At 63.9% G+C, this 16524-nt stretch carries 15 protein-coding genes; 9 read left to right on the forward strand and 6 right to left on the reverse strand.

The window, feature by feature from the left end:
- Position 1: 1 nt before the first annotated feature.
- On the reverse strand, positions 2-472 hold the full coding sequence (locus tag ACIPHM_RS14680; protein ID WP_400329267.1) for a hypothetical protein: 471 nt from the start codon (positions 470-472) through the stop codon (positions 2-4).
- Positions 473-783: 311 nt separating this feature from the next.
- Between ACIPHM_RS14680 and ACIPHM_RS14685 the strand changes: the two genes are divergently transcribed.
- Together ACIPHM_RS14685 and ACIPHM_RS14690 are read left to right on the forward strand one after the other, a co-directional pair.
- On the forward strand, positions 784-2310 hold the full coding sequence (locus tag ACIPHM_RS14685) for a DegQ family serine endoprotease (RefSeq protein WP_400329270.1): 1527 nt from the start codon (positions 784-786) through the stop codon (positions 2308-2310).
- A 105-nt stretch (positions 2311-2415) separates the two neighbouring features.
- Complete coding sequence (locus ACIPHM_RS14690; RefSeq protein WP_400329272.1) at positions 2416-2865, forward strand: carboxypeptidase regulatory-like domain-containing protein; 450 nt, start codon at positions 2416-2418, stop codon at positions 2863-2865.
- A 143-nt stretch (positions 2866-3008) separates the two neighbouring features.
- Here the strand turns inward: ACIPHM_RS14690 and ACIPHM_RS14695 are convergent, their stop codons facing one another.
- On the reverse strand, positions 3009-4052 hold the full coding sequence (locus ACIPHM_RS14695) for an XdhC family protein (protein WP_400329275.1): 1044 nt from the start codon (positions 4050-4052) through the stop codon (positions 3009-3011).
- Between the two features lie 357 nt (positions 4053-4409).
- On the opposite strand from ACIPHM_RS14695, the gene ACIPHM_RS14700 reads away from it, so the two are divergent.
- From ACIPHM_RS14700 to ACIPHM_RS14720, 5 genes are all read left to right on the forward strand, one after another.
- Positions 4410-5045, forward strand: a complete 636-nt coding sequence (locus ACIPHM_RS14700) for a CoxG family protein (RefSeq protein ID WP_400329278.1) — start codon at positions 4410-4412, stop codon at positions 5043-5045.
- Positions 5035-5559 (forward strand): winged helix-turn-helix domain-containing protein, encoded by a 525-nt coding sequence (locus tag ACIPHM_RS14705; RefSeq protein WP_400329281.1) that lies wholly within the window; start codon positions 5035-5037, stop codon positions 5557-5559. The genes ACIPHM_RS14700 and ACIPHM_RS14705 overlap by 11 nt, the downstream gene beginning before the upstream one ends.
- A gap of 340 nt (positions 5560-5899) precedes the next feature.
- On the forward strand, positions 5900-6535 hold the full coding sequence (locus ACIPHM_RS14710; protein WP_400329284.1) for a cytochrome b/b6 domain-containing protein: 636 nt from the start codon (positions 5900-5902) through the stop codon (positions 6533-6535).
- Between the two features lie 39 nt (positions 6536-6574).
- Positions 6575-7393, forward strand: coding sequence for a molybdopterin-dependent oxidoreductase (locus ACIPHM_RS14715; RefSeq protein WP_400329287.1), 819 nt, complete (start codon positions 6575-6577; stop codon positions 7391-7393).
- 106 nt (positions 7394-7499) lie between these two features.
- Positions 7500-7799: a pentapeptide MXKDX repeat protein gene (locus tag ACIPHM_RS14720; protein ID WP_400329290.1), complete on the forward strand. Its 300-nt coding sequence runs from the start codon at positions 7500-7502 to the stop codon at positions 7797-7799.
- Between the two features lie 152 nt (positions 7800-7951).
- Here the strand turns inward: ACIPHM_RS14720 and modC are convergent, their stop codons facing one another.
- The 4 genes from modC to ACIPHM_RS14740 form a co-directional block, all read right to left on the reverse strand.
- Positions 7952-9070: a molybdenum ABC transporter ATP-binding protein gene (gene modC, locus ACIPHM_RS14725; RefSeq protein WP_400329293.1), complete on the reverse strand. Its 1119-nt coding sequence runs from the start codon at positions 9068-9070 to the stop codon at positions 7952-7954.
- Positions 9060-9758 (reverse strand): molybdate ABC transporter permease subunit, encoded by a 699-nt coding sequence (gene modB / locus ACIPHM_RS14730; protein ID WP_400329296.1) that lies wholly within the window; start codon positions 9756-9758, stop codon positions 9060-9062. The genes modC and modB overlap by 11 nt, the downstream gene beginning before the upstream one ends.
- A 15-nt stretch (positions 9759-9773) precedes the next feature.
- Entirely contained in the window at positions 9774-10595 is an 822-nt protein-coding gene (gene modA, locus ACIPHM_RS14735) for a molybdate ABC transporter substrate-binding protein (protein WP_400329299.1), read from the reverse strand.
- 362 nt (positions 10596-10957) lie between these two features.
- Positions 10958-11623 (reverse strand): TetR family transcriptional regulator, encoded by a 666-nt coding sequence (locus ACIPHM_RS14740; protein WP_400329302.1) that lies wholly within the window; start codon positions 11621-11623, stop codon positions 10958-10960.
- Positions 11624-12096: 473 nt separating this feature from the next.
- On the opposite strand from ACIPHM_RS14740, the gene ACIPHM_RS14745 reads away from it, so the two are divergent.
- Complete coding sequence (locus ACIPHM_RS14745; protein WP_400329304.1) at positions 12097-13329, forward strand: efflux RND transporter periplasmic adaptor subunit; 1233 nt, start codon at positions 12097-12099, stop codon at positions 13327-13329.
- A gap of 15 nt (positions 13330-13344) precedes the next feature.
- The gene (locus ACIPHM_RS14750) at positions 13345-16524 is read left to right on the forward strand and encodes an efflux RND transporter permease subunit (protein WP_400329306.1); all 3180 of its coding nucleotides are present in this window, start codon (positions 13345-13347) and stop codon (positions 16522-16524) included.

Raw genomic sequence — 16524 nt, forward strand, 5'->3', positions numbered from 1 at the left:
CTCATCCGCGCGTCACGCTCGTGACCTTGTCGTTTTCAATCGTGAGCGTGCGACGATCCGGCCGGTAGTCGCGTGTCGTCGGCATCGCCTTGCCGTCCTGCATACCGATGCGCCACTGACACCCTTCCAGCATCGCCTTTGCCTCCGTGAGCGACTTGCCGACAATGGCCTTATCGGACGCCGCATCCTTCGCGCACATCTCGTTCTTGCCTTGCATCTGGCCCTGCATCTGACCTTGCGTTTGCCCGGACATCTGCCCTTGCATCGGGGTCGAATCGGCCGGGCCCTGCGTGCCGATGGCATTGCCACTGCCGGGAGCCGCGTGAGCGGATACCGCGAACGTCAGACACAGCGCGGCGCCAGCGGCAGTCATCCAGCGCGTCGCCCGGCGAGATTGGCGATCGGCTTGTGCATCCGACATATCCATCGTACCGAGCGTATCGAGCATAGGGAGCGTACGGGTCGTAAGCATCGTGATTCTCCTGTGGGCGAAAACATGCGGCGCGGGATTGCACCACCTTGCCACCGTAGACAGCGGGATACGTTACACGCAAGGCGAATGACGCGAGTTGCCCCTTCAAACGCTTGCCGCCGTAACGTATAGCACTCGGCGAACCTTTCATTGGCATTCGATGAGTCACATCAGGCGCTTTTCCCGCCCGGCGGGCCGTCGCGCACGTCTGAGCACTTCAATGCACGTCAACGGCGTCTTAAGGTTGTCTTAAGGGAGTCTCTCTACGATCACAGTCATGTTCAAACGTGGTCGTCGGTAAGGAGAGACTCATGCGGACCTCGAAGCTCACTCGTACGCTGGTTGCCAGTGCCGTGCTCGTTGCGTTGACGGGCGGTTACGTTGCCGGCCGTCAGCACTGGCAGGCGCCGCTCGCCTCGGAAATGGTTTCCGATGCCAGCGCAGCGGCGACCCCCGTCGCCGATGCGCAGAACACCCCAAATACCGCGCCGCGCATGCTGGTGCCGGACTTCTCGCAACTGGCGGAACAATACGGACCTGCCGTAGTCAACATCAGTGTGACGCACGATGGGAAACCGTCGGCGCAACACGGCTCGACCGCCAATCAGTTGCCGCCGGGCATGGATCAGAACGATCCGCTGTTCCAGTTCTTCCGTCACTTCTACGGCGCGCCCGGCAACGATGGCGGCGACGACGGTGACGACAACGGCGGGCCCACGCGCAGCCTCGGGTCGGGCTTCATCGTGAGCCCGGACGGCTACATCCTCACCAACGCGCACGTCGTCGACGATGCGAGTCAGGTGACGGTGAAGCTCACCGACAAGCGCGAGTACAAGGCGAAGGTTGTGGGCAGCGACAAGGCGAGCGATGTGGCGTTGCTCAAGATTGCCGCGTCGAACTTGCCGACAGTCAAGATTGGCGATCCGTCGAAGTCGAAGGCGGGTGAGTGGGTGGTGGCGATCGGCTCGCCGTATGGCTTCGACAACACGGTCACGGCCGGTATCGTTTCGGCGAAGGCGCGAGCGTTGCCGGACGAGAATTACACGCCGTTCATTCAGACGGACGTGCCGGTCAACCCTGGTAACTCCGGCGGGCCGCTGTTTAACCTGAACGGCGAGGTCATCGGCATCAACTCGATGATCTACTCGCGCACCGGCGGATTCCAGGGCTTGTCGTTCGCGATTCCGATCGACATGGCGATGAAGGTCAAGACGCAGCTTCAGCAGTACGGCAAGGTGAGTCGCGGACGTATCGGTGTCGCGATTCAGGAAGTGAATCAATCGCTGGCGAAGTCGTTCGGTCTGCCCAAGCCCACGGGGGCGCTGGTATCGTCCATCGACAAGAGCGGTCCTGCCGCGAAGTCGGATCTGAAGCCGGGCGACGTGATTCTGGCAGTCAACGGCGCGACCATCGACGATTCGGTGCAGTTGCCGGAGAAGATTGCGGATATGCGTCCGGGCCAGACGGCCACGCTCACGGTGTGGCGTAACGGTGCGAAGCAGGACGTGAGCGTGAAGATCGCCGCGCTCGACGAGAAGAAGGACGTGGCGAGCACGGACGATTCGGCCACTCACGGCCGGCTGGGGCTGGCGGTTCGCGAACTGTCGCCTGAAGAGAAACGCGCCGCGCAGGTCACGAACGGTTTGCTGGTCGCACGTGCCGGAGGTCCGGCGGAGCAGGCCGGGGTGCAGGCGGGCGACATCATTCTGTCGCTCAACGGCACGCCGGTGACGAGTGCCTCGCAACTGAGCGACAAGCTCAAGAAGGCGGGCAACAATGTCGCGTTACTCGTGCAGCGCGACGGGCAACAGATTTTCATCCCGGTCGACCTCGGCTAAGCGCCGGGCGAGGCACCCACGGGATGCCACGCACTACCTTCGGTACCGGTGACCGCACCACCGGTACGATCCGGCATCGTGAAGTCATGAAACGGGAGGTCGAACATGTGGCGACAACAATGGCAACGCTGGTCGATGGCAACTGCCACGGCCGTAGCATTGGCGGGCAGTCTGGGCGGAATTTCCGTCGCCCATGCGCAGGGCGGCATGCTGCCGCCGTCGATGCAGCAGGGCAATGTGACGTATGTCTCGGGCGGTATCGACAGCGACGAGTCCGGGGCTTTCAAACGTGAAGCGTCGCGCTGGCCGCTGTCCATCGAGATGGCTGCACGGGGCGACGGCGCGAACGAGTACGTTGCCGACGCGCAGGTCCAGATCATGCATGGCGGCACCACGGTGCTCGATACGCGCTCCAAGGGACCGTTCATGCTGGTGAAGTTGCCCGAAGGCAATTACACCGTGAAGGCGACGTACAACGGCAAGCCCATGACCAAGGATGTGAAGGTTTCCGCCAAGGGACACGCCGTAGCAACATTTCTGTGGCCGCACGACTGATGTGCCGATCGGTTTGTGCAAGTGAAGTACCACGGACGATGAGGTAACCCAGGCAGTACCAGGCAGTACCACTCTGCAACGAGTGAGCGAGTTGCGCCGCCATGTTCTCCATGGCGGCGCTTTTTTTCGCGCGTCGTTATGCGCTATGCACTATGGCACTGCGCGGCGGGCGCATCGTCGTGATGCGCGTCGTCATCGGCATCATCGGCATCATCGGCCGATCGCACGGCAAACGTCTGCGTGACAGCGATGCCGTTCTTGATCGCCGTCATCTCGGCGAGAATCGCCACGGCGATTTCTGCGGGCGTACGCGCGCCCAGATGCATGCCGACCGGCCCGTGCAGCCGCTCGATCTCCGTCGTGCTCAGATCGAACAGTGAGAGACGTTCGCGGCGTCGCGCGTTGTTGACCCGGGAGCCAATGGCGCCGATGTAGAACGCGGGCGACTTGAGCGCTTCGAGCAACGCCATGTCGTCGAGCTTCGGGTCGTGCGTGAGGGTGAGCACGGCGCTGTGCGAGTCGAGTTGCAGGCGCACGAGGAGGTCGTCGGGCATCTCGCGCGAGAGTTCGGTGCCGGGCACCTGCCATTCGTCGGCATACTCGCTGCGCGGATCGCACACGATCACGTGATAGTCGAGCGCGCACGCCATGCTCGCAACGTACTTCGAGAGTTGTCCCGCACCGATCACCACGAGCCGGTGACGCGGGCCGTGCGAAGTGATGAGACGCTCGCCGTCGAATTCGACCGACGGCGTGTGATGGCCCGGCGCCATACGGACCGCGCCCGTCTTCATGTCCAGTTCGCGCACGACGAGACGGAATTTCCCGATGGTGTCGAGCAGTTCGGCGATGCGCGACGTCTCGCGTACGGGTTCGAGCACCAGTTGCAGCGTGCCGCCACACGGCAGCCCGAAGCGATGGGCTTCCTCGGCCGTCACGCCATAGCGGGTGACCTGCGGACGATCCTGTGGCCAGTCGCCTTCGCGGATGCGGGCGATGAGGTCGTCTTCGACGCAACCGCCCGACACGGAGCCGACCATATGGCCGTCTTCACGGATCGCGAGCATCGAACCCACGGGACGCGGGGCAGAGCCCCAGGTGCGCACAACGGTGCCCAGCGTGACGAAAAAGCCAGCACGGGTCCACTGCACGGCAGACTTCAGCACTTCGAGATCGACACTGTCCATAGCACGTTTCCTTCGCCAATACGCGAGCGCGCCGGCAAACAAAATGGGGCCGGTTGCCGATAAAGTGCTGCTCGATGTGATGCGGCGAGTATATCGCGCCTTGGCGCGCGCTGTATTTGCCCCGATACGCCGGTCATCCGGGGGGCTGGCGGCCTTCCCGTGCCTTTGCGGGGTAGGCAGGGCATGGGCCACCTGGGGGGCTCCGGCGCCCAGGGCGAGCGTTTGCACGTTCCACGGACGAACTGTCGAAGCCGCGATCTGACGTGAGGTAACTCATGTCACAATAGTTCGATGTTCGAGACAACGCCGCAATACCGACGAGGGTTCGCTCGCCGCGGACGCTAAGGAGAGGGGGCAATGGAACTGCAGAACAGTCAGCAGTTGCCGGTCGCACGGGACGTCGTGTGGATCGCACTGAACGACCCGGGCGTGTTGCGAGGGTGTATTCCGGGGTGCGAGTCGATCGAGCGCATCGACGACAAGACCTGGACCATCGTCATCGCCGCTGCGCTGGGCCCGGTCGCCGGTCGCTGGACCGGCCGCATGACGCTCGCCGACGTGATCGCACCGGCCTCGTACACATTGAATTTCGACGGACTGGGCTCGTCTGCCGGGCTCACGCGCGGCCGCGCCGCCGTTGCATTGCATCCGCAAGGACCGATGAACACATTGCTGACCTATGACCTGAAGGCGCAATTCGGCGGCGAGTTCGCACAGCTCGATGCGCCGCAGGTGGACGATGCGGCCCGCAAGCTCGCCGACGAATTCTTCAGCCGTCTGACGGCCGCCCTCTCGCCGCATCGCAAACTGAACGATCCCATCGGCCCCTTCGATCCGATTGCCGCCGACGGCGAGGGGGCCGCCGCGCTCGCCACGGACGCCGCCACACGCGACATGCCCTCCACGCGCGGCAAAATGGCGCGTTGGTGGCCCTGGGTGGTCGCCTTGCTGGTTCTGATCGTCATCGTGATGTGGGGCAACCATGCCGGCTGAGCGTCGTCAGGACAAGCCTGTGCCGGCGGGCGCGGGGGCACCGGCGCCCGAAGCCGCACAGCGCGACGACTCGCTCGCCCGCGAATTGCTGGCGACGGCCGAGGCGCTGGAAGCTGCCGGCAAAGTGCCCGCGCCGGTGGGTGTCGCGGGTTACGACGTGCGCGTGCGCATTCGCGATGGCGAAACACCGGTGTTCGGCCCCGGGCGTCTGACTTTGCTGAGGTCCATCGACGCGACGGGCTCGATCTCCGCAGCGGCGCGTCGCATGAACATGTCGTACCGGCGTGCATGGCTGCTTGTCGAGGCGATGAATCACGAATTCCGCGAACCGCTCGTCACGCGTCATATCGGCGGGGTGTCGGGAGGCGGCGCGCAGTTGACGCCGTTCGCACAGAACCTCGTCGCGCATTACGACACGCTCCTGCGGGAGATCCGCTCGCTGCTCGACGCTCACGTGCCGACCTTCGACGCCTATCTCAAGGGCGGCAAGGCGGTCGATCCGGACGACGAGTGAGTCCGGCGAGCGAGACGCCCTGCCCACCGTCCCGCCGTCCCGCCGCCCAGCCGCCCAGCCGCCCAGCCGCCCAGCCGCCCAGCCGCCCAGCCGCCCAGCCGCCCAGCCGCCCAGCCGCCCAGCCGCCCAGCCCGCCCAGTCCGCCTGAGCGCTGCGCCGGGCGTCGTCGCCAGCGATTCAAAGGGCCAACCACGCCATAGCGCGCGGTTAACCCGCTTTCCCGCCCGTTATTCCCGCTTTTCCCGATCATCACGAAAACGTTAATTTTTCGTGAGGACTTCGTCACCGGCCCCGCGCGACACTAACTCCATCGAACGCAACCCCTGCGATGGAGATCCCGATGTCCACTTTGACGAAGTCCGCGCCGCCCGCAGCAAAGCCGCCCGTGCGCAGTGCGCCGGTTCAGCCGGGGTGGCTTCGCGTGACGCATTGGCTCAACGTGCTGGCGGTGCTCGCGATGGTTATGAGCGGCTGGCGCATCTATAACGCGTCGCCGATCTTCCCGTTCCGCTTTCCCAACGACATCACGCTCGGCGGCTGGCTCGGCGGTGCTCTGCAATGGCATTTCGCCGCGATGTGGCTGCTGGTCGCCAACGGGTTGATCTACGTGCTGGTCAACCTCGCCAGCGGACGCCTCTCGCGCCGCTTCTTCCCGCTGACGCCGGCCGGTGTGGTGCGCGACCTCTTCGCGGCACTGCGCGGACGTCTCGCGCACAACGATCCCCGTCACTACAACCAGGTCCAGCGGGCCGCCTATCTGTTCGCGGTGCTCGACCTCGTGCTGCTCGTCGCCTCGGGACTTGCGATCTGGAAGCCCGTGCAACTCGGCTGGCTGTGCACGCTCTTCGGCGGATTTCAGGGCGCGCGTCTGGTTCATTTCGTTGCGATGGCGGGCCTCGTCGCCTTCGTGGCCATCCATGTGGCGATGGTGGCGCTGGTGCCCCGCACGCTGCGCACCATGATTACCGGGCGCTGAGCGCACCGGCGACGAGATAAGGAATAAGGAAGCCCTGCCATGAGCCTCGAACGAAAGCCCCGAATTCTGACGCCTGACGCCCCGGTCGTGCGCGATGGCGAAGCCATTCTCCATGAAGCGCGAGCACTGATGACGCGCCGCGTGGCCGAACCCTCGCGCCGGGCGTTTCTGACGCGCACCTTGTCGCTCGGCGGCGTGGCCTTGCTCTCGGGCTGCTCGCTCGACGACAACGCCAGTGTGGAATCGGCGCTCAACAAGATCTCGCGCTGGAACGATCGTGTGCAGGCCGCGCTGTTCCGCAAGGACGTGCTGGCCCCGACGTTTCCGGCCTCGGCCATCACGCGTCCGTTTCCGTTCAATGCGTTCTATTCGATCGACGAAGCGCCGGTCGTGGACGAAGTCGATTACCGGCTGGAGTTGTCCGGACTCATCGCGGACAAGGCCCCGTGGCGGCTCGACGCGCTGCGCGACTTCGCCGCGCCGCGCGCCGCAGAGCAGATCACGCGTCACGTATGCGTGGAAGGGTGGAGCGCCATCGGCCGCTGGGGCGGCGTGACGTTCGCGGATTTTCTGCGACGCATCGGTGCCGACACTACCGCGCGTTACGTCGGCTTCAAATGTGCGGACGACTACTACACGAGCATCGATATGCCGACGGCGCTGCATCCGCAGACGCTGCTCGCGCTCACTTATGACGGCCAGACGCTGCCGCGGGAGTACGGCTTCCCCATGAAGCTGCGCATTCCCACGAAGCTCGGCTACAAGAATCCCAAACACATTCGCGCGATTTTCGTGGCCAACACGTACACGGGCGGGTATTGGGAGGACCAGGGCTACAACTGGTTCGGCGGCAGTTGACGCGAGGGCCGCGCTGCGCAGGAGCACCGGCCCGCACGACTGCACGACTTACGAGAGGCACAGGAAGTGCCTCGATGGAAATTTCTCACACTTGGAGGTAACGACAATGAACAAGCGCTATCTGGCGGTATTGACGATGGGTCTGGCAGGTCTGGCTTTCGGCACGGGCGCGGCCTTCGCGCAGGACGCCATGAGCAAGGGCGATGCGATGTCCAAGGGCGACGCCATGTCCAAGGGCGATGCGATGAGCAAAGGCTCGGCGATGTCCAAGGGCGACGCGATGGGTAAGGGAGACGCCATGGCCAAGGGCGGCGCAATGAGCAAGCACGACGCCATGGGCAAGATGGGCAAGATGGGCAAGGACGACGCCATGTCCAAAGGCGATGCGATGAGCAAGGGTCAATAAGCCGCCGACGAAGTCCAGACGTTCAGACGTCCGGAAGTGGCGAGGCGTCGCAGCGGAGTTCCGTTGCGACGCCTTGTTTTGTTGCGGCGGCGGTTGCGTGTCGTCAGCCTGTGGTCGACGCACTCTCAACCCATCGTCATCGCGTCACTGCGTCACCGAGTCAATGCGACCGATTTGATGAGCAGATACACGTCGCGACCCGGTGCGAGTTGCAACTGATCGGCGGAGAAGCGCGTAATGCGAGCACGCAACGCGGTGCTGGTGAGCGTGCCCGCGTCGTCGCCCAGAAGCGTTGCACCGACTTCCACCGAGTCGCCCAGATCGCGCAGCGTGGCCACACGTGCGCGAAGCACGTTCAGCACGCTGGTGTCGACGGGCGGCGAGGTGGCCACGGCGACGTCTCGCTCACGCACGAGAATGCGGCACACGTCGCCCGCTTCGCCACCGGCGCGCGGCACGCGCAAACGAATCGTGTCGCTGCCGTTTACCGCAAGTTCGGTCAGCCCGTACTGTGCGTCATGCGCGACGATGCGTGTCTCCAGCACGGTGCCCGGCGATTCGGCGGCACCGTCGAGCGCGTCGCGATGCACGTTGAGCACATCGGCCGGCGCGCCTTGCGAGATCGTGCGCCCTTCCTTGAACAACACCACCTGATCGGCCAGTCGCATCACTTCATCGAGCGAGTGCGTGACATACAGCACGGGCAACTTCAATTCGTGACGGATGCGGTTCAGGTAGTCGAGCACTTCCAGGCGCCGTGCGTGATCGAGCGACGCAAGCGGCTCGTCCATGAGCAGCATGCGCGGGCACGACAGCAGCGCCCGGCCGATGCCCACGCGTTGCTTTTCGCCGCCGGAAAGCGCGCCCGGGCGGCGGCCGAGCAAGTGGCCGAGGTTCAGAACGTCGACCACATGTTCCAGCGCAATCGCCCCGGTGCCCGCTGCGGCGACATCGCGACGTCGCAGCCAGCGACCGAAGAGCAGATTCTGGCGAACGCTCAGGTGCGGCAGCAGACGCGCGTCCTGAAACACGTAGCCGATGCGTCGGCGCCATGTCGGCAGCGCGATACCGGCGGCGCTGTCGAAGAGCACCTCGTCGCCCACGACGATGCGTCCGGCGTCGGGTTTGAGCAGGCCGGATACCGCGTTGACCACGGTACTCTTGCCGCTGCCGGACGGCCCGAACAACGCACTCACGCCCATGCCCGCGGCGAACTCGGCGTCGAGCATGAAGTCGCCGAAGCGGTGTTGGAGACGAACTTCAACCGTCATAACCGAGCGCCTTGCGATGCCCGAAGCGAATCAGCACTTCGGAGAAGATGAGTGTGGCGACGGCCAGCACGACCGAAATCGCGCACAGGCGCCAGACCATCGCGTCACCGTCGGGGACTTGCGTGGCCGTGTAGATCGCCAGCGGCAGCGTCTGCGTCTGCCCGGGAATGTTCGAGACGAACGTGATCGTTGCGCCGAACTCGCCGAGGGCGCGCGCAAAGGCGAGCACGAAGCCGTGCAGCACACCGGTCGTGGTGAGTGGCAGCGTCACGGTGAAAAAGGTGAGCCAGGGGCCCGCGCCGAGCGTCTGCGCGGCTTGTTCGAGCTTCGTGTCGGACGATTCCAGTGCCTGCCGGATCGCGCGCACGAGCAGCGGAAAGCCCATCACGCCGGCGGCGAGTGCGGCACCCGTCCAGCGAAAAGCGAAGGTGAAGTGGAACCACTCACGCAGCAGCTTGCCGATCGCCCCTTGGGCGCCGAACAGAACGAGCAGCGCGAAGCCGACGACGACCGGCGGCAGGACGAGCGGCAAATGCAGGATGGCATCGAGCAGCGCCTTGCCGGGGAAACTCCGGCGGGCGAGCAGCCAGGCTGCGGCGTAGGCGAGGGGCAGGCTGCAAAGCGTGCCCCACAAACCTACGCGCAGGCTGAGTTCGACGATGCCCCATTCTTCCGGGGTCAGGCCCATGGCGGCAGTGTCCGCTTACGGGCGGCTGAAACCGAAACGCTGGAACGTGGCTTGTGCCGTCGGCGTCTGGAGGAATTTGTAGAACGGATCGGCGTCGGTGCGATTGGCCTGCTTCGTCACGGCGACCGGGTAGACGATCGGGGCGTGGCTGTCGGCCGGGAACGTACCGGCGATGCGAACGCGCTTCTCGGCGTTGGCGTCCGTCTTGTAGACGATGCCGTACGGCGCTTCGCCGCGTGCGACCAGCAGCAGTGCGTTACGCACGTTGTCGGCGGCGGCCACCTTGCCTTGCACCTTCGACCAGATGCCCAGCTTCTCGAGCGCTGCCTTGCCGTAGAGGCCGGCCGGTACGTGCGCCGGATCGCCCATGGCGAGCTTGCCGTTGCCAAGTTTTGCATCGAGATCGGCGCCCGACTTGAGGTCGACATCGCCCGTGGTCGTGGCCGGTGCGATCAGCACCAGTTCGTTGCCCAGCAGATTGCGGCGCGTGGCCGTGTCGATCAGATCGTGCTTTTGCGCATAGTCCATCCAGTCCTGATCGGCCGAGATGAAAACGTCCGCAGGTGCGCCTTTCTCGATCTGGCGAGCCAGCGTCGAGCTTGCGCCGTACACGAGCACCGGCTTCTTGCCCGTTTCCTTGGTGTAGGCCGCGGACAGATCGTCGAGCGCGTCTTTCATGCTGGCGGCAGCGAACACTTGCTGGCCTGCGGCGTGGCCGGCAAACAACAGGCTTGCGCCGACAGCAGCGACACCCAGCGCGCGGCGCAGCATCGTGCGGGTCTGTTGCGGGGCTTGAGACTTGAGGCTTGCAGTGACAGGGGTTCCGACAGCTTTCACGAAAGTGATCTCCAGCGTGTGGTGGCTAGGCTGGCTCGGAGTTCGGCGGAAGTCGCCGTGAGCCGGCTCGTGGATACGGTCGGGCAGCGAGGCCGGACCGCCGCTTGCGCTCAGTGCGCAACGCGTTGTGTAGGATTATATATAACGAGGCGACGCTGTACAGACATATGCCATATCACTGCACACGAATGCGATCCGGCGCGGCAATGCCGCGTCGTGAAACGGAGAATTCGGGACGACATGCACATGCGCCATACATGATGAAATGCACGAGCAAGCGATGAGCAAGGCGTCGACCCCAGGGGCGCTGCTAATTAATATATGTAGTAATTAGCGAAGGGCCGCGAAGGCGCTCTCGGCGATCAGGCCGTCGCGGCCTGCACCGGCTTGTGGCCCGGGCGCAACATCGCCGGACTGGTGCGCAGCATGTCGAAAAAGCCGTCGACCACGGCGTCGCACTCCACACCGAGATCGTAGTCGGGCAGGAAGAGCCAGTCCGACATCATGCCGACCACCAGCGCGTGCAACATGATGGCGGCGCGGCGCGTGTCGAGTCCCGGCGGGAGCTGGCCATGCTCGATGGCGCGCTCCATGTCGCGCATGATGCGCTGCTTGCCGTCGGCACATGCCTCACGCTGACGCTCCAGCACCGAGAGCATCTCGTTCGTGTATTCACATTTATGGAACAGAATGTCGAGCACGCGGCGGCGGCGCTCGTTGCGGGCGGTTTCCTTGAGCACGAGCTTGCAGATCTCATGCATGCGTTGCACCGGGTCGCCGTGCTCGGGCTCGGCACATTCCTCGTCGATCATGCGCTCCATCGGCAGACGAATGCGATCCGTCATGGCGTTAAAGAGGTCGATCTTGTTCTTGAAGTGCCAGTAAATGGCGCCGCGGGTCAGCCCGGCGGCTTCGGCGATGTCGGCGAGCGATGTGCGCGACACGCCTTTCTGAGCGAACACCGTCTCAGCGGTGTCGAGCAACAGATTGCGGGTCTCGATCGCTTCTTCTTTGGTTCTGCGGGCCATCGTCGTGTCACAGGGGCGGCGGAAATTGCGAAATGTGATGTAAACCAGGCCGCGCTATGGTGCGACGCAATGTGATTTACATACATTCATGAATGTATCTATAATAGCAGCCGCTTGCTCTATTGCACAGGGACCATTTAAGCTGCCTCCTCTAAGGGAAAACTCCCTGACCGGAGAGCGCGAATTGGCCGAGGCACGCCGCCTGAGTCGGGGTGTGCCAGCCCAGGTCGCCTGATGTCCCGGAGCCTGTTCGACGATCTCACACGAATGCCAGCGTGCGCGGTATCCGCCGCGCCCGGGGACGTCTTGTTGGCCCGCTTGACGGGCCTGTCTCCGATGGCCCGCTCACACGGGCCTTTTGGCATTCGCCGCCCGCCTTTGTGCGACGGGATTGCGGACCGGCCTTCGCCGTCGCAATCGTCGCAACGTACTCGTCATTTTGTTTGACCGCATTCCATTTATCGGGGGCGTATATGCACGTCAAGAGAAGTTCACTGGGGATGGTCACTGCCGTAGCACTCGCGGTATTGACCTTGGCCGCATGCGGCAAGAAGCCGCAGCAGCCGCAGGGTATGGTGCCGGAAGTCGGCGTCGTGACACTGCAACCCCAGAACGTAACGCTGACGACCGACCTGCCCGGACGCACCGCACCCTTCCGCGTCGCCGACGTGCGTGCGCGTGTCGACGGCATCGTGCTCAAGCGCGATTTCACCGAAGGCGGTGACGTCAAGGCAGGCCAGCGTCTGTACAAGATCGATCCGGCAACGTATCAGGCCGCGTTCGAGAACGCCAAGGCAACGCTCGCGAAGGCCGTAGCGAATCAGGCGTCGACCAGAGTACTGGCCGAGCGCTACAAGCAACTGGTCGCCGTCGAAGCCGTGTCGAAGCAGGATTACGACAATGCCGTCGCCTCCGCACTGCAGGCGGATGCCGACGTGCAGGCAGGCAAGGCTGCCGTCGACACCGCGAAGATCAACCTCGGCTACACCGATGTGCCGGCTCCGATCTCGGGCCGCACCGGTCTGTCGCAGGTGACCGAAGGCGCGTACGTGCAAGCGGGCGCCGCGACGCTGATGACGACCGTGCAGCAGATCGATCCGATGTACGTGGACGTGACGCAATCGGCCGCGGACGGACTACGTCTGCGCCGAGCACTGGCCGACGGCAAGCTGCAAAGCGCCGGCAAGAACGCCGCCAAGGTCGAGCTGACGCTCGAAGACGGCACGCCGTACCCGCTCGAAGGCAAGCTGCAATTCTCGGACATCACCGTCGACCAGACGACCGGCTCGGTGACCGTGCGCGCCATCTTCCCGAACCCGAACCGCGAGTTGTTGCCCGGCATGTTCGTGCACGCCAAGCTCCAGGAAGGCGTGAAGGAAGGCGGTCTGCTGGTGCCGCAGCAAGGCGTGACGCGTGACCAGAAGGGTCAGCCGACGGCGCTGATCGTGAACAAGGAAGGCAAGGTCGAGCTGCGTCAACTCGTCACCGATCGTGCGGTCGGCGACAAGTGGCTGGTGAGCTCGGGTCTTGCGGCGGGCGATCAGGTGATCGTGGCCGGTCTTCAGAAGGTGCGCCCGGGCGCACCCGCGAAGGCAGTTCCGGCGCAGTTGCCGGGTGCTCAGGCGCAGCAGCCTGCCGGTGCCAGCGCACCGGCTGCTGCGAGCGCATCGCAGGCCGACGCCGCCTCGAGCGCCAAAGCCCAATAACGCGGAGCCTCTTTCATGGCAAAGTTTTTTATCGATCGCCCGATCTTTGCTTGGGTGATCGCGATTGTCATCATGCTGGCCGGTGCGCTTTCGATTCTGAAGCTGCCGGTCTCGCAATACCCGCCGATCGCACCGCCGTCCGTGCAGATCACCGCGACCTATCCGGGCGCTTCGGCGCAGACCGTGCAGGATACGGTCACGCAGGTGATCGAGCAGCAGATGAACGGTATCGACAACCTGGAGTACATGTCGTCCACGTCTGACGGCTCGGGTACCGCGCAGATCACGCTGACGTTCTCGCAAGGCACGAACGCGGACATCGCACAGGTGCAGGTGCAGAACAAGCTGCAACTTGCCACGCCGCTGCTGCCGCAGCAGGTGCAACAGCAGGGTATCAAGGTGGCGAAAGCGACCAAGAACTTCCTGCTGGTGATCGGTGCGTATTCCGATGACGGCACTATGACCGACATCGACCTTGCGAACTACATCGCCGCCAACGTGCAGGATCCGATCAGCCGTGTGAACGGCGTGGGTCAGGTCCAGCTCTTCGGCTCGCAGTACGCAATGCGTGTCTGGGTCGATCCGCAGAAGCTCAACGGCTACAACCTGACCGTCATCGACGTCTCGAACGCCATTCAGGCACAGAACGTGCAGATCTCAGCCGGTGAGCTGGGTGGCGCGCCGGCGGTCAAGGGCCAGCAGCTCAACGCCACCGTGACGGCGCAAAGCCGTCTGCAAACGCCGGAGCAGTTCCGCAAGATTCTGCTTAAGGTCAACAAGGACGGCTCGCAAGTGCGTCTGGGCGACGTGGCGCGCATCGAACTCGGCGGCGAGTCGTATCAGGTGGTGGCACGCTACAACGGCAAGCCCGCAGCGGGTCTGGCGATTACGCTGGCCACCGGTGCGAACGCGCTGCAAACGGCAACGCTGGTCAAGCAGCAGGTCACCGAACTCGAGCCGTACTTCCCGCAAGGCATGAAGGTCGACTATCCGTACGACACCACGCCGTTCGTGAAGATCTCGATCGAGGAAGTGATCAAGACCCTCATCGAAGGTATCGTGCTGGTGTTCCTCGTGATGTATCTGTTCCTGCAGAACCTGCGGGCAACGATCATTCCGACGATTGCCGTGCCGGTGGTGCTGCTCGGCACGTTCGGCATCATGGGCGCCGCGGGCTTCTCCATCAACACCTTGTCGATGTTCGGGCTTGTGCTCGCCATCGGTCTGCTCGTCGACGATGCCATTGTGGTGGTCGAAAACGTCGAGCGGGTGATGGCCGAGGAAGGGCTAAGTCCAAAAGAGGCGACGAAGAAGGCGATGGACCAGATCGTCGGCGCGCTGGTGGGCGTGGCACTCGTGCTCTCCGCCGTGTTTGTGCCGATGGCGTTCTTCGGCGGCTCGACCGGCGCCATCTATCGTCAGTTCTCGCTGACGATCGTGGCGGCCATGGCGCTGTCGGTGCTCGTGGCTATCGTGCTCACGCCGGCCATGTGCGCGACCATCCTCAAGCCGATCAAGAAGGGCGAGATCCACGAGAAGCGCGGCTTCTTCGGCTGGTTCAACCGCAAGTTCGACAGCGGCTCGAAGAAGTACCAGGGCCAGGTGGAGCGCATTCTGAAGCGCACCACGCCGTTCGTGATCGTCTACGTGGTGATCGTGGCAGTGGTCGGCTTCCTGTTCGTGCGCATGCCGACGGCGTTCTTGCCGGACGAAGATCAGGGCTACTTCTTCAACCTCGTGCAATTGCCGCCGGGTGCGACGCAAGAACGTACGCTCGACGTCATGAAGCAGGTCGAGAAACACTACCTCGAGCAGGAAAAGGACTCGGTGCGTTCGATCTTCACGGTGACGGGCTTCGGCTTCAACGGCCGTGGTCAGAACGTGGGTCTGGCGTTCACGATGATGAAGCCGTGGGATGAGCGTCAATCGTCCGACCTGAAGGTGCAGGCCGTGATCGCGCGCTCCTACCAGGCATTCGCCAGCGTGAAGGACGCGATGATCTTCGCGATCAACCCGCCTTCGGTGCCTGAGCTGGGTAACGCCGGCGGTATCGACTTCGAGTTGCAGGATCGCGCAGGCCTCGGCCACGACGCCCTGATGGCTGCCCGTAACCAGTTGCTGGGCCTGGCGGCGAAGAACCCGAACCTCGCGAACATGCGTCCGAACGGTCTCGACGACACGCCGCAGTACAAGGTGGACGTCGACGAAGAGAAGGCCGCTGCGCTGGGGCTGTCGATTGCCGACGTGTACAACACGTTGTCGGCGTCGTGGGGCTCGTCGTACGTGAACGACTTCATCGACCGTGGTCGTGTGAAGAAGGTATATGTGATGGCCGAGGCGAAGGACCGGATGTTGCCGCAGGACATCAACAAGCTTTACGTGCGCAATGCCAGCGGAGCGATGGTGCCGTTCTCGGCCTTCGCCACCGGCAAGTGGACGTACGGCTCGCCGCGTCTGGAGCGTTACAACGGTGTGCCTGCCGTGGAAATTCAGGGTATGCCGGCACCGGGCAAGTCGTCGGGCGACGCGATGAAGGCTGTCGAGGAAATCGCCAAGGAACTTCCGCCGGGTATCGGTCTGGAGTGGACGGGGCTGTCGTTCGAAGAGCGCATCTCGGGCTCGCAGGCACCGGCGCTGTATGCGATCTCGATTCTGATCGTGTTCCTGTGTCTGGCCGCGTTGTACGAAAGCTGGTCGATCCCGTTCTCGGTGATTCTGGTGGTGCCGCTGGGCGTGTTGGGTGCACTGCTGGCTGCCACGTTGCGCGGGTTGTCCAACGACGTGTACTTCCAGGTGGGTCTGCTCACAACGGTGGGTCTGTCGGCGAAGAACGCCATTCTGATCGTGGAATTCGCGAAGGATCTGCAGGAGCAGGGCCGAACGCTGATGGAAGCGACCATGGAAGCGGTGCGACTGCGTTTGCGCCCGATTCTGATGACGTCGATGGCGTTCATTCTCGGTGTGTTGCCGCTCGCGATTTCGAACGGTGCAGGTTCGGCTTCGCAGCACGCTATCGGTACCGGCGTGATCGGCGGTATGCTGGCGGCGACGTTCCTTGCGATCTACTACGTGCCGATCTTCTTCGTGCTGGTGCGCAAGCGCTTCGCGCATGAGGATCTGGACACGGTGGAGCATCCGGAGGCACGTCACGAAACCCCGGACGCAACCGAAGGCCCCGCCAAGGAAGGAAACTGA

It is taken from the genome of Pandoraea sp. NPDC087047 (assembly GCF_044745225.1).
In the GTDB taxonomy this organism is placed as follows: Bacteria; Pseudomonadota; Gammaproteobacteria; order Burkholderiales; family Burkholderiaceae; genus Pandoraea.

What these genes read in the sequence shown, in the direction of transcription:
- ACIPHM_RS14745 (WP_400329304.1), top strand. Translation starts at nt 12,097, where the DNA reads ATGCACGTCAAGAGAAGTTCACTGGGGATGGTCACTGCCGTAGCACTC.
- modC (WP_400329293.1), bottom strand. Translation starts at nt 9,070, where the DNA reads ATGACGGTTGAAGTTCGTCTCCAACACCGCTTCGGCGACTTCATGCTC.
- ACIPHM_RS14750 (WP_400329306.1), top strand. Translation starts at nt 13,345, where the DNA reads ATGGCAAAGTTTTTTATCGATCGCCCGATCTTTGCTTGGGTGATCGCG.
- ACIPHM_RS14685 (WP_400329270.1), top strand. Translation starts at nt 784, where the DNA reads ATGCGGACCTCGAAGCTCACTCGTACGCTGGTTGCCAGTGCCGTGCTC.
- ACIPHM_RS14690 (WP_400329272.1), top strand. Translation starts at nt 2,416, where the DNA reads ATGTGGCGACAACAATGGCAACGCTGGTCGATGGCAACTGCCACGGCC.
- ACIPHM_RS14740 (WP_400329302.1), bottom strand. Translation starts at nt 11,623, where the DNA reads ATGGCCCGCAGAACCAAAGAAGAAGCGATCGAGACCCGCAATCTGTTG.
- ACIPHM_RS14695 (WP_400329275.1), bottom strand. Translation starts at nt 4,052, where the DNA reads ATGGACAGTGTCGATCTCGAAGTGCTGAAGTCTGCCGTGCAGTGGACC.
- ACIPHM_RS14700 (WP_400329278.1), top strand. Translation starts at nt 4,410, where the DNA reads ATGGAACTGCAGAACAGTCAGCAGTTGCCGGTCGCACGGGACGTCGTG.
- ACIPHM_RS14710 (WP_400329284.1), top strand. Translation starts at nt 5,900, where the DNA reads ATGTCCACTTTGACGAAGTCCGCGCCGCCCGCAGCAAAGCCGCCCGTG.
- ACIPHM_RS14715 (WP_400329287.1), top strand. Translation starts at nt 6,575, where the DNA reads ATGAGCCTCGAACGAAAGCCCCGAATTCTGACGCCTGACGCCCCGGTC.
- ACIPHM_RS14705 (WP_400329281.1), top strand. Translation starts at nt 5,035, where the DNA reads ATGCCGGCTGAGCGTCGTCAGGACAAGCCTGTGCCGGCGGGCGCGGGG.
- modB (WP_400329296.1), bottom strand. Translation starts at nt 9,758, where the DNA reads ATGGGCCTGACCCCGGAAGAATGGGGCATCGTCGAACTCAGCCTGCGC.
- ACIPHM_RS14720 (WP_400329290.1), top strand. Translation starts at nt 7,500, where the DNA reads ATGAACAAGCGCTATCTGGCGGTATTGACGATGGGTCTGGCAGGTCTG.
- ACIPHM_RS14680 (WP_400329267.1), bottom strand. Translation starts at nt 472, where the DNA reads ATGCTTACGACCCGTACGCTCCCTATGCTCGATACGCTCGGTACGATG.